Origin of the sequence: Acidovorax sp., assembly GCF_027492855.1 — a bacterium.
Taxonomy (GTDB): Bacteria; Pseudomonadota; Gammaproteobacteria; order Burkholderiales; family Burkholderiaceae_C; genus Acidovorax.
Genome location: NZ_JAPUDY010000087.1, coordinates 13,724 through 27,826 on the forward strand (window position 1 = coordinate 13,724; position 14,103 = coordinate 27,826).

Annotated in this window: 14 protein-coding genes; 5 read left to right on the forward strand and 9 right to left on the reverse strand. The window is 66.8% G+C overall.

Annotated elements, in window-relative coordinates; all coding sequences use genetic code 11:
- The first annotated feature begins 56 nt into the window (after positions 1 to 56).
- The 5 genes from Q0105_RS17110 (at position 57) to Q0105_RS17130 (ending at position 1,987) form a co-directional block, all read left to right on the forward strand.
- Positions 57 to 374 (forward strand): hypothetical protein, encoded by a 318-nt coding sequence (locus Q0105_RS17110; protein WP_298213342.1) that lies wholly within the window; start codon positions 57 to 59, stop codon positions 372 to 374.
- Positions 355 to 561: a hypothetical protein gene (locus tag Q0105_RS17115; RefSeq protein ID WP_298213343.1), complete on the forward strand. Its 207-nt coding sequence runs from the start codon at positions 355 to 357 to the stop codon at positions 559 to 561. The genes Q0105_RS17110 and Q0105_RS17115 overlap by 20 nt, the downstream gene beginning before the upstream one ends.
- Positions 512 to 919, forward strand: coding sequence for a helix-turn-helix domain-containing protein (locus Q0105_RS17120; protein ID WP_298213344.1), 408 nt, complete (start codon positions 512 to 514; stop codon positions 917 to 919). Before Q0105_RS17115 ends, Q0105_RS17120 begins: the two co-directional genes overlap by 50 nt.
- Positions 920 to 1,004: 85 nt before the next feature.
- Positions 1,005 to 1,382 carry a VOC family protein gene (locus Q0105_RS17125; RefSeq protein WP_298213345.1) on the forward strand — a complete coding sequence of 126 codons (378 nt, stop codon included), beginning with the start codon at positions 1,005 to 1,007 and terminating at the stop codon, positions 1,380 to 1,382.
- Between the two features lie 26 nt (positions 1,383 to 1,408).
- On the forward strand, positions 1,409 to 1,987 hold the full coding sequence (locus tag Q0105_RS17130) for an EVE domain-containing protein (RefSeq protein ID WP_298213346.1): 579 nt from the start codon (positions 1,409 to 1,411) through the stop codon (positions 1,985 to 1,987).
- A gap of 786 nt (positions 1,988 to 2,773) precedes the next feature.
- Here Q0105_RS17130 and Q0105_RS17135 read toward each other — a convergent pair.
- The 9 genes from Q0105_RS17135 to Q0105_RS17175 form a co-directional block, all read right to left on the reverse strand.
- Entirely contained in the window at positions 2,774 to 6,433 is a 3,660-nt protein-coding gene (locus tag Q0105_RS17135) for a molybdopterin cofactor-binding domain-containing protein (RefSeq protein ID WP_298213347.1), read from the reverse strand.
- A complete protein-coding gene (locus Q0105_RS17140) occupies positions 6,430 to 6,918 on the reverse strand; it encodes a (2Fe-2S)-binding protein (RefSeq protein ID WP_298213348.1) in 489 nt (162 codons plus the stop codon). Before Q0105_RS17140 ends, Q0105_RS17135 begins: the two co-directional genes overlap by 4 nt.
- Before the next feature lie 177 nt (positions 6,919 to 7,095).
- Complete coding sequence (locus Q0105_RS17145; protein ID WP_298213349.1) at positions 7,096 to 7,842, reverse strand: ABC transporter ATP-binding protein; 747 nt, start codon at positions 7,840 to 7,842, stop codon at positions 7,096 to 7,098.
- Complete coding sequence (locus Q0105_RS17150) at positions 7,839 to 8,621, reverse strand: ABC transporter ATP-binding protein (RefSeq protein ID WP_298213350.1); 783 nt, start codon at positions 8,619 to 8,621, stop codon at positions 7,839 to 7,841. Before Q0105_RS17150 ends, Q0105_RS17145 begins: the two co-directional genes overlap by 4 nt.
- On the reverse strand, positions 8,618 to 10,525 hold the full coding sequence (locus Q0105_RS17155; protein WP_298213351.1) for an ABC transporter permease: 1,908 nt from the start codon (positions 10,523 to 10,525) through the stop codon (positions 8,618 to 8,620). The genes Q0105_RS17150 and Q0105_RS17155 overlap by 4 nt, the downstream gene beginning before the upstream one ends.
- A 107-nt stretch (positions 10,526 to 10,632) precedes the next feature.
- Positions 10,633 to 11,841, reverse strand: coding sequence for an ABC transporter substrate-binding protein (locus Q0105_RS17160; RefSeq protein WP_298213352.1), 1,209 nt, complete (start codon positions 11,839 to 11,841; stop codon positions 10,633 to 10,635).
- A 68-nt stretch (positions 11,842 to 11,909) separates the two neighbouring features.
- Positions 11,910 to 12,494, reverse strand: a complete 585-nt coding sequence (locus Q0105_RS17165) for an amino acid synthesis family protein (RefSeq protein ID WP_298213353.1) — start codon at positions 12,492 to 12,494, stop codon at positions 11,910 to 11,912.
- A gap of 26 nt (positions 12,495 to 12,520) precedes the next feature.
- Positions 12,521 to 13,162, reverse strand: coding sequence for an amino acid synthesis family protein (locus Q0105_RS17170; RefSeq protein WP_298213354.1), 642 nt, complete (start codon positions 13,160 to 13,162; stop codon positions 12,521 to 12,523).
- 21 nt (positions 13,163 to 13,183) lie between these two features.
- Entirely contained in the window at positions 13,184 to 14,095 is a 912-nt protein-coding gene (locus Q0105_RS17175) for a UPF0280 family protein (RefSeq protein WP_298213355.1), read from the reverse strand.
- Positions 14,096 to 14,103 lie beyond the last annotated feature (8 nt).

Genomic DNA, 14,103 nt, shown 5'->3' on the forward strand with positions numbered 1-14,103 from the left:
CCCCCCAAAGATACGTGGCACAGTCGCAGCCTTGAATGGACGGATGGAGCCAGAACATGCACTTTTCGAACATGACCGAGAACCCCAGCAGCATCCAGCCCTACAGCCTGTTCGGCGAGTCGCAGCACCTGCCCGACGTGTTGCACTGCGAGACGATTACCGCGCGCTCGGTGCTGCACGACTGGGAGCTGGCGCCGCACCGACACCAGCGGCTGCACCAGGTGCTGCTGATCGAATCGGGCGGTGGCGTGGCGCCCTCGATGGCGAGCAGCACCCCCTGGCCCCGGCACGCTCATCAACGTGCCGCCCGGCCATGTGCATGCATTTCGGTTCACACAGCACGCGCAGGGCTGGGTGGCCACGCTGGCCGATGAGCTGATAGACGAAATTTTTGTGCGCGTGGGCGATGTGCGGCGCGACCTGGACCGGCCTACCGTGGCCCAGGCCAGCCCCGCCATCCACCAGGCCATGGCCCAGGTATGGGCGGAGTTCTCCGGCCGCGCCAAGGCCCGTGCGCTGGTGCTGCGCGGCGCGCGCCATCGAGGACCACAGCCCGGATGACACCGCCGCGCCAGAGTCCAACCTGGTGCAGCGGCTGGAGGCACTGATTGAGGCGCATTTTCGGGCGCACTGGCGGGTGGCGGACTACGCGCGGGCGCTGTCCGTCTCGCCCACCCACCTGAGCCGCGTGGCGCGCACCACCACCGGCGCGTCGGCCCAGCGGCTGATCGAGGCACGCCTGATGCACGAGGCCCGGCGCAACCTGGCCTACACCCACCTGGGCATGGCCACCATTGCCTACACGCTGGGCTATACCGACCCGGCCTACTTCAGCCGCGCGTTCACGCGCGACGCGGGGCTGTCGCCGCGCGCCTTCCGAGCTCAGGTGGCGGCGTCGGCGCCCACCAGCGCGCCGTGATGCCGGTGACAGGCTGCTGACACTCCGCTGTCAGCAGCCCCCGCACACCATCGGGGCTTCTTTCTTTCACACACAAGGAGCTTCCATGAAGAACGCCATCGCCTGGTTTGAAATCCCCACCACCCAACTGGACCGTGCCCAGGCCTTTTACGAAACCGTGCTGGGCCAGCCCATGCGCCGCGAGGCCATGGGCCCGAGCGAAGGCGCCGTGTTTGCCTACGACCCTGCCGCCGACGGCGCAGGGGGTGCGCTGATGATGGGCCCCACGGCGCCGCAGGTGTCGGGCAGCGGCACCCTGGTGTACCTGGATGCATCGCCCTCGCTCGATGCCGCGCTGGAGCGTGCCGTGGCCCAGGGCGCCCGCGTGGCCCTGCCGCGCCAGGCACTGCCTCCAGGCATGGGCTTCTTCGCCCACATCCACGACCTGGATGGCAACCGCGTGGGCCTGCACGCTCCGGCCTGATCGGCAGCACGCCACCCGCCCATCCCATGGCCCGCCCGCACACCATGATGCCGACCCGCACCGTACCCCAATCGGCCTTGTGGCCGGACACCGCTCCCGCGCGCTCGGCGCGGGGCGCCACCGCGGAGGCCACCTCCGCCCCGCGCCGCAACTGGATCGCCGTGGCCAGCGCCCAACACGCCCGCCGGGGCTGCGCCACGCCGGGCGCTGGCTACATGCAGGTGTGCCACGGCAAGGCCGCACCGCTCAAGCGCATCCAGCCGGGGGACCGCGTGGCGTATTACGCGCCCACGGTCACCATGGGCGGCAAGGACCGGCTGCAGGCCTTTGTGTCCATCGGCCTCGTGCTGCCGGGGGCGCCCTATGCGTTCGACATGGGCGGCGGGTTTGTGCCGTTCCGCAAGGACGTGGCCTACGTGCCTGGACGGGAGGCTCCAATAGCCCCCCTGCTGGACGACTTCGAGTTTGTGGACGACCGCAGCCATTGGGGCAGCAAGTTCCGCTTCGGGCTGTTCTCCGTCAGCGAACACGACATGCGGCTCATTGCGCAAGCCATGGAGGCCGACATGGCCCGGCTGCATCTGGGTGAGGGCGACGCTGAATAAGCCTCCGCGATGCGGCGGGCCCTGGGTCGGGATGGGCTGCAAGGCGCAAACCACAGCGATAGCCGTAGCTATCGCGAGGATTTGCAACGCCGCAGACCGTCCCGAGCCAGGGATGCGCCGTGCGCGAGGGGCTTGTTCAGCGTTGCCTTAGACCTCGCCTCCGCAATGGCGGCGCGGCCCCTGGCACCCTCAGCAGACGGCCATCAATGCGTCTACCACCTTGCGTTGGGCCGCGTCCAGGGCCGCATAACCTTCGCGCAGCATGCGCAGCACGATTGCGTGGATTTCCAGTTCGCCAATGGGCATGGGGTTCTCCTTGGAGCCAGGTTTGTGGCCACCACACGGGTGTGCCAGCCGAGGTGAGAGCGGCGCAGCCAGCACCCACCCGGGCCTGTCCCACCTGGGACCAAGCCCTGGTGCCACTGTGCCTCTCTGGTGCACGGGCAGTGGCGCGATGAGGCCGGGTGTTGGTGGCCTTTTCCGGGCTCTGCCCCTGGCGACAGACCGGCGGCTCCCGGTCCCTGGGGGCCGTGCGGGCCAGCTTGGACCATGACCAGGCTTCGACGTCGGGCGCATCGTAGGAGCGGTAGAACTGCCCGCCCCAGGAGAAGTACGAGCCCTTGTTCCCCGTGGACAGGGTGCGGGTGCCCACGGCCAGCGGACCTGCGCACCGCTATACGTGACAAGGCTCTATTGCGGGGTCAAGGAAGAAGACAGGATCCTCAAATGCTCCATTTTTTATAGCTGCTAGCGCTTATTCCAGCCGCGCCTGAACGCCAAAAGGCTCTAAGGATGCGCAGGCCCCGCCCGCACACGCGCCAGGGCTTCTGGCACGTCGTTCCACACAGGGCGGCCCGGCGCATAACGCTGGCGCATATAGCCCGCCAGCTCGGTGATCTGCGCATCGCTGAGCGCGTGGCCGAAGGCGGGCATGAAGCCGATGTCGCGCGCGGCGGGCTCGCGGATGCCGTGCACGATGACTTGCAACAGGTTGTCGGGCCGGTCGCTGTGCAGATTGCTGTTCAGGGCCAGCGGGATATTCACACCCAGCAGCCGGGGCCCGTCGCCATCATGGTGGCAGGCCGCGCAGGCGCCATTGAACAGGCGCTGCGCGGGGCCGGGTGGGGGCGCAAGCGCGGCAGCCTGGGCCACGGCAGCGGTGGCGCGGGCCTGCGCTGCATCGGCGGCAGGCTCGGTGGTGGCGTTGAACGAGGCAAGGTAGCTGGCCATGGCGCGGATGTCGCCATCGGGCAGGTGCGCCAGCTCACGCACCACGGGCGCCATGGGGCCGGAGGCGCTGCCGTGCTGCGCGCTGTGGCCGTGGCGCAGGTAGCGATAGAGCGATTCAGCGCTCCAGGGCACCGGCGCCTTGGCCAAGCCGGTGAGTGCAGGCGCCTCCCATCCGTCGATGAACGCGCCTGAAAGGAACGCCGCCCCGCCCTGCTCCGCACCCAGCGCATTGCGTGGCGTGTGGCAAGCGCCGCAGTGGCCCACGCCCTGCACCAGGTAGGCGCCCCGGTTCCATTCGGGCGGGCGCGTGGGGTCGGGCGTCCAAGGCGTGGCATCGTGAAACAGCGCGTTCCAGCCCGCCATGAGCGGGCGCACGCTGAACGGGAAGGCCAGTTGGGTTGTGGGCACCTTGGCACGCACGGCGGGCTGCGCCATCAGGTAGGCATACAGCGCAGTGAGGTCGTCGTCGCTCATCTTGGTGAACGACGTATAGGGAAACGCGGGGTACAGGTGTTTGCCGTCGCGCGAGATGCCCTCGCGCATGGCGCGCTGGAAGGCGCTGAACGACCACTGGCCGATGCCCGTTTCGGCGTCGGGCGTGAGGTTGGTGGTGTAGATGGTGCCGAACGGTGTTGGCATGCCCCGCCCGCCCGCATTGGGCGTGCCGCCCGGTGCGGTGTGGCACACCACACAGTCGCCCGCCACAGCCAGCTGCCGCCCCCGCTCGATGGTGGCGGCGTTGTAAACCGACGCGCCCGCCGTCTGCGCGACGGGCGCGATGGATGGGCGCCAGCCCAGCAGCGCGGCCCCCATGGCCAAGCCCCCGGCGACCAGTGCCAGGGTGCGCGCCCAGGGGCTGCGCGAGCGTGGCCAGGTGGCCGTGGCGGGAACGGTGGGGGCCGGAAGCTCCAACGTGGGCAGCACGTCCGCAAGCGATGTGGTCGCCGCGCTGGCCGAGCTAGCGCCTCCATCACCCACGGGATCGGGCAGCGGGTTGAGCCCGGCACGCACCACCTCAGGCGTGAAGGGTGGCGCGCGAAAACGCACGCCCGTGGCGTCGAAGATCGCGTTGGCAATGGCCGCCGTGCCAGGCACCGAGGACGACTCGCCCGCGCCCAGCGGCGCCTCGTCCTGCCGAGGCATGTGCATGACCTCGATGACGGGCACCTCGCGAAAGCTCAGAATGGGATAGCTGCCCCACTCGCGGTTGTCCACCGCCTGCTTCACCGGCTCAAACGTCACCTGCTCCTTGAGCGCGCGGCTGGTGGTCTGCAGCACATTGCCGTGCACCTGCTGCTCCACGCCTGCGGGGTTGACCAAAAGCCCTGCGTCGTGCCCCACGACCACGCGGCGCACATGCACCTCGCCCGTCTTTTTGTTGACCTCCACATCGGCCACCCAGGCAGCCCAGGCAGCGCCAAAGCCGGGCCATTTGCTGTGGATGTAGCGCGCGTAGGCAAAGCCCTGGCCCTGCACCCAATCGCCTTCCAACGCCCTCTGCTGCGGGCCGGTGCGGCGCAACCAGCCCGCTTTTTCGGCGGTAACCTGCACAAGTTCCGCCGCACGCGGGTCGTTGAGCAGTTGCAGACGGAAAGCAACAGGGTCCACCCCAGCGGCCGTAGCCAATTCGTCCACATACGACTCGTGCGCGAACGAGCTGGGCAGGGCTGACACGCCGCGCAGCCACGACGCACGCACGATGGGCGCCATATCGTTAACGGCAACGCGCAAGTTCTCGTAGCTGTACGGCGGGCGCGCGGTGCGGTCGCCCATCTCGTAGGCCTGGGCCACGGGCTCGATGGTGCGCGTGAGCAGCAGCGCCAGCGTGGGCGCGCCGTTCGATGGATACGAGGTTTCAAAATCGTAAGCCGCCACCGAACCATCAGCATTGAGCCCACCGCGCACCTGCATGAGCTGGGCCGCGCCTTTGGGCTCCCACAGGTGCTCCTGCTCGCGCGTGAGCTGCACACGCACCGGGGCGCCCACGGCACGCGCAAGCAACGCGGCATCGGCAGCCACGTCGTCGGCACCGTTGCGGCCATAACAACCTGCGGCCTCCATGCGGATCAGGTCGATGTCCACATCGGCCAGGCCCATCAGGCGGGCCAGGTCGGCACGCAGCACATGCGGGTTTTGCGTTCCAGCCCACACCGTCATGCGCGGGCGGCCTGCGCTGTCGTCACTGCGCCACTCAGCCACCGCACAGGACGGGCCGATGGAGCCGTGCATCTGGTATGGCCACACGTAGGTGCGCGGCATCGGCTGATCGGCAGCCGCCAAGGCAGCATCCACATCGCCCTCGTCCACCAAACGGCGCTGCGTGGCGGGGTTGGCGCGGATGGCCTGCGTGAGCGCCTCGGTGCTGTCCTGGCGCGGAAAACCGGGCCAGTCTTTCCAGCGCACACGCAGCTCGCGCAGGGCCTGTTCGGCCTGCTCCTCGCGCTCGGCCACGATGCCCACAAAGTCGCGGATCACCACCACCGCACGGATGCCAGGGATGTGGGCAATAGACGCCTGGTCCACCGCTTCGAGCGTGTTGCCGATGAAGTCACCATGGTCCGCCCCCGCATACGGCGGGCGCACCACCCGACCGTGCAGCATGCCAGGCACGCGCATGTCATGCACAAAAACCAGCTCACCGCTGACCTTGGCGGGAATGTCCACGCGCGGCGCCGAAGTGCCCACCACGCGGTATTCGGCAGCGGGTTTGGTGGGCGTGGCCTCATCCAGCTCCAGCACCACGTGACGGCCAGCCAGCAGAGCGCCGCAATCCACGGGATGCGCTGCCTCCGCAGCCTGTGCCGCGAGCCAGCGGCGAGCCTGCGCAGCGGCAATGCGCAACGGCTTGGCATGGATCTGGATGGACGCACTGGCGATGGTGGCGCCCTGGTTGGGCGCGCTTGCCGTGTCGCCCAGCACCATGTGCACCTGCGCCAGAGGTACATCCAGCTCTTCGGCCACGATCTGCGCCAATGCAGTGCGGATGCCGGTGCCCAGGTCCACATGGCCATTGAGCGCAGTCACGCTGCCGTCGTCCCATACCGCGAGCAGGATCTCCACGCCCTCGGCCGGGTTGCCCGCTACCAGCGCGGGCTGGCCCTTGGCAGGCGGCGGCGCTGGCGGCGGATGGCGCACCACCAACAACACGCCGTCTGCGGCATGGAAGTCGGCACGGGTTCGCGGTGCGTGGGCGCGCGGTGGCTGGGGCGTTTTCATGCCCGGATCTCCCGCATCAAAACGACGGCGCGCCGCACCGCGCGAATGATCTCCACATGCGTGCCGCAGCGGCACAGGTTGGCTGACAGCTCGCGGCGGATGGCGGCTTCATCGGGGTCGGGGTTTCGCTCCAGCAGGGCCACGGCCATCATCACCATGCCGTTCAGGCAGTAGCCACACTGCGCAGCCTGTGCGTCGATGAAGGCCTGTTGCACGGGGTGCAGGGCAGCATGGTCGCCGCAACGCGCAGGCAAGCCCTCCAGCGTGGTCACGCTGCGCCCCGCCGCGCCCCACGCAGGGATCACGCAGGCCCGCGCGGCCACACCGTCCACCAGCACCGTGCAGGCGCCACACTCGCCCAGGCCGCAGCCGTACTTGGGGCCGTTCAGCGCCAGGTCGTTGCGCAGCAGGTGCAGCAGCGTGGCGCCGGTATCCGCCGCAGGCACCACACAGGGCTGGCCGTTGATGATCGCGGGCTCACTCACGGTTTTAGAGCCTGTTCAAGGTCTTTTCATGGGGTACGTTGCCCCGCACAAAGGCAGTGGATGCAAGGCACCCACCGCAAGCCGCACTGATGTGCGGCGAGGATGGGCTGCGGCGGGCGCCTAGATCGTGACCATTTGATGTCATGCATACCCCATGAAAAGACCTTGAACAGGCTCTTAGACGCTCAGGTAGGCCCGGCGTACTTCTTCGTTGGCGGCCAATTCGGCCATCGTGGCCTGGTAGCGGATCTGCCCTTTCTCCAGCACATAGGCCCGGTCGGAGACCAGCTCGGCAAAATGCATGTTCTGCTCGGACAGCAGGATGCTCACGCCCTGCTCTTTCAGCTCCAGGATCATGTGCGCCATCTGCTCCACGATCACGGGCGCCACGCCTTCCGATGGCTCGTCCAGCAGCACCAGGTAAGGGTTGCCCATGAGCGTGCGCGCCACGGTCAACATCTGCTGCTCGCCGCCGCTCATGCGCCCGCCGGGGCGCTGGGGCATTTCGCCCAGGTTGGGGAAGAGCTTGAACAGACGCTCAGGCGTCCACACCGGGGCTGCGGTGCCATCGGGCCAGTGGCGGGCTGGCTGGCGGCCCACTTCAAGGTTCTCCATCACCGTGAGGTCGGTGAACACGCGGCGGTCTTCGGGCACGAAACCCAGGCCCAGGCGGGCTGCATCGTGCGGGTCGCTCTTGGAGAGGTCTTTGCCCATGAACTGGATGTGCCCCTTGCGTTTGGAGAGCATGCCCATCAACGTCTTGAGCGTGGTGGACTTGCCCGCGCCGTTGCGGCCCATCAGGGCCACGACCTCGCCGCGGCACACGTCCAGGTCCACGTCGTACAGGATCTGTGCCGCGCCATACCAGGCCTGCAGCCCTTTGGCCTGCAGCAGCACTTCTTTGGATTCACCGCCGATGGTCATGCTGCCTCCGCCGCTGCTGCTGTTTTCTTCTCAAAGGTCTTGCCCGTGCCGAAGTACACCTCCTGCACCTTGGGGTGGTCGCGCAGCTCCAGCGGCTTGCCCTCGGCAATCAAGCGCCCACGCGCCAGCACGATCATGCGGTCGGCGTAAGCAAACACCACGTCCATGCTGTGCTCGGTGAACAGCACGGCCATGTTGCGGTCGATCACAAGCTGCTTGGTCAGCGCCATGAGCTCGTTGCGCTCCTTGGGCGCCATGCCGGCGGTGGGCTCATCCATGAGCAGCAGTTTGGGCGAGTTGGCCATGGCGATGGCCAGCTCCACACGCTTGACGTCGCCATAGGCGAGCACGCTGCAGGGGCGATCAGCCTGGGACTTCATGCCCACTTGGTCCAGCAGCACCAAGGCCTCGTCGCGTTGGTGGTCCGCTGCCTTGCGCCACATGGAGAACAACCGGTTGTCGTGGGAGATCAGCGCCATCTGCACGTTTTCCACCACGGTGAGCGAAGCAAAAGTCTCGGCGATCTGAAAGGTGCGGCCCACGCCCATGCGCCAGATGTCGCGCGGCTTGCGGCCCACCAGCTCCTGCCCATTGAGCTCGATGGAACCTGCATCGGCCGACAACTGGCCGTTGACCATGTTGAAGGTGGTGGACTTGCCCGCGCCGTTGGGGCCGATGAGTGCCAGCAGCTCGCCAGCGGCCAGCTCGAAGTGGATGCCATCCACCGCCTTGACACCGCCAAAGGACTTGCCCAGGCCCGTGACTTTAAGAAGACTCATGCCTTGCCCTCCTTTGTATTCTTGGCTTCGCGCTTGTTGTCGAACACCTGCTTGAAGGCACCCGCAATGCCCTGTGGGAACAGCAACACCAGAATCAGAATGATCGCGCCCAACATGGCGCGCCAGTAGTCGGTGTTGCGCGCCACCGTGTCGTGCAGCCAGGTGAACGTGACCGCGCCCACCACGGGGCCTGCCAGCGTTTGGATGCCGCCCAGCAGCACCATCACCAGGCCATCGACCGAGCGGCTCACATGCAACGCCTCGGGCGAGATGCTGCCCTTGGAGAACGCAAACAACGCACCACCCAGGCCCGCGAACAGCCCGGCAATCACAAACGCCGTCCACTGCATGCGCTTGACGTCGATACCAATGGCGTCGGCGCGCAGCACCGAGTCGCGCCCTGCCCGCAGCGCATAGCCAAACGGCGAGAACAGCACCCTGCGCAGCAGCAGCACGCCGCCCACCACCAAAGCCAGCGTGAGGTAGTAGTAATTGCGCTTATCCGCCAGCCACTCAGCGGGCCACACGCCGGTGAGGCCGTTGCTACCGCCCGTAAAGCCATCCCACTGATAGCAGATGGCCCAGGTGATCTGCGCAAACGCCAGCGTCAGCATGGCCAGGTACACGCCCGACAGGCGCACACAAAACCAGCCGTAGAGCAGCGCTCCAGCAGCGGCAACCAACGGTGCCAGCACCAGGGTCAGCTCCATGGGAACGCCTGCCGAGCGCACCAGCAGCGCAGCCGCATACGCCCCCAGGCCAAAGTAGGCCGCGTGGCCGAACGAGTGCATGCCCGCAGGCCCCATGATGAAGTGCAGACTGGCCGCGAACAGCGCCGCAATCAGCAGGTCGATCATCAGCACGGTGAGGTAGGGAGAATCCGTGGTGACCAGGGGCAGCAACACCAGCACCGCCACCAGCACGGCGCTGCCGATCTTGAACCAGCGATCGGGTGCACGCAGTGGCGCCTCGGGCAGGCCGGTGTTGCGGCTCACACCCTGTGGCCTGCCCATTAGGCCCCAGGGGCGCCACACCAGCACCACGGCCATCACCAAAAACTCCACCACCAGCGTGAGCTTGGAAAACGACACGCTGATGCCAAAAATCTCGACGACACCCAGCCAGATGCAGATGGCCTTGATCTCGGCGATCAGCAGCGCCGCGACATAGGCGCCCGGAATGGAGCCCATGCCACCCACCACCACCACCACAAACGCGGCGCCAATGGTGTTGAGGTCCATCTCCAGCGTGGCAGGCTCGCGTGGCAGTTGCAGCGCGCCGCCCAGGCCAGCGAGCAGGGCACCCAGGGCAAAAACCGCCGTGAACAGCCAGGCCTGGTTCACGCCCAAGGCGCTGACCATCTCGCGATCTTGCGTGGCGGCACGCACCAGCGTGCCCCAGCGGGTGCGGGTGAGCAACAGCCACAAAAGGCCCAGCACCACCGGGCCCACCACGATCAGGAACAGGTCGTAGGAGGGAAACTGGCGGCCCAGGATGTTGACCGAGCCCGACAGCCCTGGGGCGCGCGGCCCCAGCAGCTCTTCCGGCCCCCAGAACCAGAGCGCAGCGTCCTTGATGACCAGCACCAGTGCAAACGTGGCCAGCAACTGGAACAGCTCGGGCGCCTTGTAGATGCGGCGCAGCAGCACCACCTCTACCAACGCCCCTAGCGCCCCCACCACCACGGCCGCCAGCAGCAGCGCGGGCCAGAAGCCCAGGCCCGTGCCCAGCTTGGCCACCAGCGAATAGGCCACGTAGATGCCCACCATGAAGAACGAGCCATGCGCAAAGTTGACGATGCGCGTGACGCCGAAGATCAACGAGAGCCCGGCGCCCACCAGGAACAGCGAGGACGCACCCGCCAGCCCGTTGAGCAGCTGAACGATAAAACTCGAAAAACTCATTCCAAATCCTTCGGGGTCACGGCAAAGTCCATCCCTGCGGGCCGATGCCTGCGCTGGTGCTCAGAGATAAAGGGCCGCTGGCGAGTGCCAGCGGCCTTGCGCAGCCTTCAGTCGGCGGGGCGCATTTTCTTGACTTCGTCGTTCGAAGGCTGGACCCTCGCGCCATCGACATAGCGGTAGTCCACCATCACGCCCTTGCCGCCTTCATTTTTGGTGCGACCCACATAGCCACCCATGGTGGACTGGTTGTCCTCGGGGCGGTAGGTGATGCGCCCAAACGGTGTAGGCACCTGCAGGCCTTTGAAGGCGGCGACGAGCTTTTCGGTGTCGGTGGAGCCCGCCTTCTTCATGCCTTCGGCCAGCGACTTGATGGCGCTGTAGCCCACGACGGAGCCCAAGCGCGGGTAGTCATTGAACTTGGCCTGGTAGGCCGCCTGGAAGGCCTTGTGCTCGGGCGTCTGGATGCCGTACCAGGGGTAACCGGTAACGAGCCAGCCGTTGGGTGCTTCGTCTTTGAGCGGGTCCATGTACTCAGGCTCGCCCGTGAGCAGGCTGACCACCTCACGGCCCTGGAACAGGCCGCGCGTGTTGCCTTCGCGCACAAACTTGGACAGGTCGGCACCAAACAACACGTTGAAAATCGCGTCAGGCTTGGCATCGGCCAGGGCCTGCACCACGCTGCCCGAATCGACCTTGCCCAACGGCGGCGCCTGCTCGGCCACAAACTCCACATCGGGCTGCGCTGCCTTGAGCAGTTGCTTGAAGGTGGCCACGGCCGACTGGCCGTATTCGTAGTTGGGATAGACCACCGCCCAGCGCTTTTTCTTGAGCGCAGCGGCTTCGGGCACCATCATCGACACCTGCATATAGGTGGAGGGGCGAAGGCGATAGGTGTAGCGGTTGCCGTTCTGCCAGACGATCTTGTCGGTCAACGGCTCGCCTGCCAGGAAGAAGAACTTCTTTTGCTTGGCAAAGTCGGTCAGCGCCAGGCCGATGTGCGAGAGGAACGAGCCCGTGAGCACATCGACCTTCTCGCGCGACACCAGCTCCTCGGCTGCGCGCACGGCGTCGCCGGGGTTGGCGTTGTCGTCGCGGATGACAAGCTGGACCTTCTTGCCCAGCACCCCACCCGCAGCGTTGATCTCATCGACCGCCAGCTCCATGCCTTTTTTGTAGGGCTCCAGGAAGGCGGGCTGCGCCTTGTAGCTGTTGATCTCGCCAATCTTGATGACATCCTGGGCCTGCACCACAGGGGCCAGCGTGAGGGCCAGCGCGGCTGCGGCCGTGGAACGCATGAGGTTTCGTCGCATCGTCATGGGGAAACTCCTGAAAGGTGGGTTGGTGGGGGAGGTCGGTGAGAGTGATGGAAGATGGTAGTTCGCGCTCAGCGCAGGCCGTCCACGCCTTTGATTTCGGACACCTGCAGGCCTCCGATACGGGCCAGGGGGCGGCCGCCGTCGGTCACCACGATGGCGACCACAATTTCGTTGGTGCGGGGGGCGTCGGCCACGCGGGCTTCCATGGCGTCGAAGTGGCTGCGAACGTAGGCGGCATCCTTGTGGCCCAGGGGCACGTCGATGGCCGTGCCCAGGCCACCAATCTTCTTGCTCGATGGCACCAGGGCGGCGCCCTTCTCGACCGCCACACGCAGCGGTGCACCCAGCTTGGGGTGCAGGATGGCGGCAGCGTGCTCCAGTTCGCCCGCCTCGCCCACAATAGCCGCCTTGCCGTAGCTCTGGGCCTGGCCTGGCGCAATCCCCAGGGCTTGCACGCAGCGCTCACCCAGCAGCGCACCCAGCTCCTCGCCGATGGCCACGAGTTCGTCGAGGTTCTCGACATAGCGGCCGGCGCAGGGGTTCTCGATCACGGCCATGGCCAGGGCCTTGCGCACGGGCGGCTGCACCTCGCGCCCCATGTCCACGCGCACTTCGTCGGTCTGAACAATGATCTTGCGGATCTTGGCGGGCATGTCTTTGTCTCCTTGTGTTGTGTGTTTCAGCGCAGGCCGTTCCACTGACTGATGTCTGCTGCCTTGAGACCACCAACCCGCGCATGCACGCGGGAGCCGGTGCTCATGGCCAGGATGAAGACGATCTCGTCGGCCAGCGGCGCGCCAGGCACGCGCACCTCGATGGCGTCGAAATGGCTGCGCACGTAGCTGGCGTTGATGTGGGTGAGCGGTACATCCAGCGCCGCGCCCGGCCCACCCACTTTTTTGGTGGACGGCACGATGGACAGCGCATTGGCGGGCTGCCCCGTCTTCTCCTCGGCCTGGCCCTTGGCGTAGGCATTGCGGTCGCCCTTCCAGCCCAGCAACTCACGCATCGCATAACCGCCCGGCACATGCCAGAGCGCACCGTGCTCCAGTTCTCCGGCTGAGCCCACGATGGCACCCTTGCCATAAGTCTCGATGCGCTCGGCGGGCACGCCCATGGCCTGGAGCAGGCGCCGGGCCATGTCCAAGCCCACGTCCTGCAACGCATCCATCATGGGCAGGATGTCTGGCTCGTACCGGCCTGCATAGGGGTTGGTCAGCACCGCGCCGATGGCGCCGCGCAGCAGTGGCACGTCGGCCACCGGCCCGAATTCATGCCGGATGTCCTCAAGGTGGGTAAAAACGCGTCGTATCTGGATCATGTTGGAGCCCCGTCAAATTCGTTAAGCAAATACCGAACCCACTTGTGTCTGGGCGGCGCCACTCGCGAGAGCCGACGCGATGCCCAAGGTGCAGGTGGCCGCGAACTGCCCCTGGCAGGCCAGCAGTGCAGACCAGATCAACCCGCGCGTCTGCAATTCTTGCGCTTTTTGCAAACCCTGCTGCAGCGCGCGGTGCACCCGCTCCGCGGGCAAAGGCGGCACATCCACCGTCACGGGGATGGCCCCCAGATCACTGTCATCGCGCACCTGCCGGGCAGGCATGCGGCCGATGCGCGCATCTTGCACATTGACGGCATTCGCCACAATGGTCGCCGCCGCATCGGCCTGGGCCGCTGTGCACGCCAACACGGTAACGCTGTCGGCAATACCCAGCGACTGGCTGCGCCCACGCCAGCCACTGGTGGCCACGCCCCGCGCCGGCATCGCACTGGTGATGCGGATCTGCCCATCCAGCGACAGGCCACCCTGCAGCTGCGCGGCATTCAATGCAGCGATATCAGCGTACACCCCCACCATGACCGACTGGCCCGGTGCCAGGTGCAGCGCAATGTCGCCGCCATTGTTGACCCAGGCGCGGTCCACGCCATCCTGGGCATAACTTTGCAGAATCTCCTGCGCCACCGCACCTGCCACGGCGGCCATCGGCGTGATGAAGTCTGCGCGATAAGGCACGCAGGCATCCCACATACGCCGCGCCACCACCCCCTGCAGGGGACAAAACTCCCCCACGGGCGCACGCAGGGCGGGGAGTTCACCCACCAGCTCCTGCAGCAGTCCCTCAAAACGCTGCCACGCACGCTCATGCGCCTGGGCCACGGCACCAGGGTTGCCATCGGCCTGGAGGACAAGGTCCATGGGGCCGTGTTGGAAGTGCCAACGGCCGTCGGGCAAGCGCTTGCGGAAGGCGTTCATGGTGCGGC

What these genes read in the sequence shown, in the direction of transcription:
- Q0105_RS17110 (WP_298213342.1), top strand. Translation starts at nt 57, where the DNA reads ATGCACTTTTCGAACATGACCGAGAACCCCAGCAGCATCCAGCCCTAC.
- Q0105_RS17125 (WP_298213345.1), top strand. Translation starts at nt 1,005, where the DNA reads ATGAAGAACGCCATCGCCTGGTTTGAAATCCCCACCACCCAACTGGAC.
- Q0105_RS17130 (WP_298213346.1), top strand. Translation starts at nt 1,409, where the DNA reads ATGGCCCGCCCGCACACCATGATGCCGACCCGCACCGTACCCCAATCG.
- Q0105_RS17135 (WP_298213347.1), bottom strand. Translation starts at nt 6,433, where the DNA reads ATGAAAACGCCCCAGCCACCGCGCGCCCACGCACCGCGAACCCGTGCC.
- Q0105_RS17145 (WP_298213349.1), bottom strand. Translation starts at nt 7,842, where the DNA reads ATGACCATCGGCGGTGAATCCAAAGAAGTGCTGCTGCAGGCCAAAGGG.
- Q0105_RS17150 (WP_298213350.1), bottom strand. Translation starts at nt 8,621, where the DNA reads ATGAGTCTTCTTAAAGTCACGGGCCTGGGCAAGTCCTTTGGCGGTGTC.
- Q0105_RS17155 (WP_298213351.1), bottom strand. Translation starts at nt 10,525, where the DNA reads ATGAGTTTTTCGAGTTTTATCGTTCAGCTGCTCAACGGGCTGGCGGGT.
- Q0105_RS17160 (WP_298213352.1), bottom strand. Translation starts at nt 11,841, where the DNA reads ATGACGATGCGACGAAACCTCATGCGTTCCACGGCCGCAGCCGCGCTG.
- Q0105_RS17165 (WP_298213353.1), bottom strand. Translation starts at nt 12,494, where the DNA reads ATGCCCGCCAAGATCCGCAAGATCATTGTTCAGACCGACGAAGTGCGC.
- Q0105_RS17170 (WP_298213354.1), bottom strand. Translation starts at nt 13,162, where the DNA reads ATGATCCAGATACGACGCGTTTTTACCCACCTTGAGGACATCCGGCAT.
- Q0105_RS17175 (WP_298213355.1), bottom strand. Translation starts at nt 14,095, where the DNA reads ATGAACGCCTTCCGCAAGCGCTTGCCCGACGGCCGTTGGCACTTCCAA.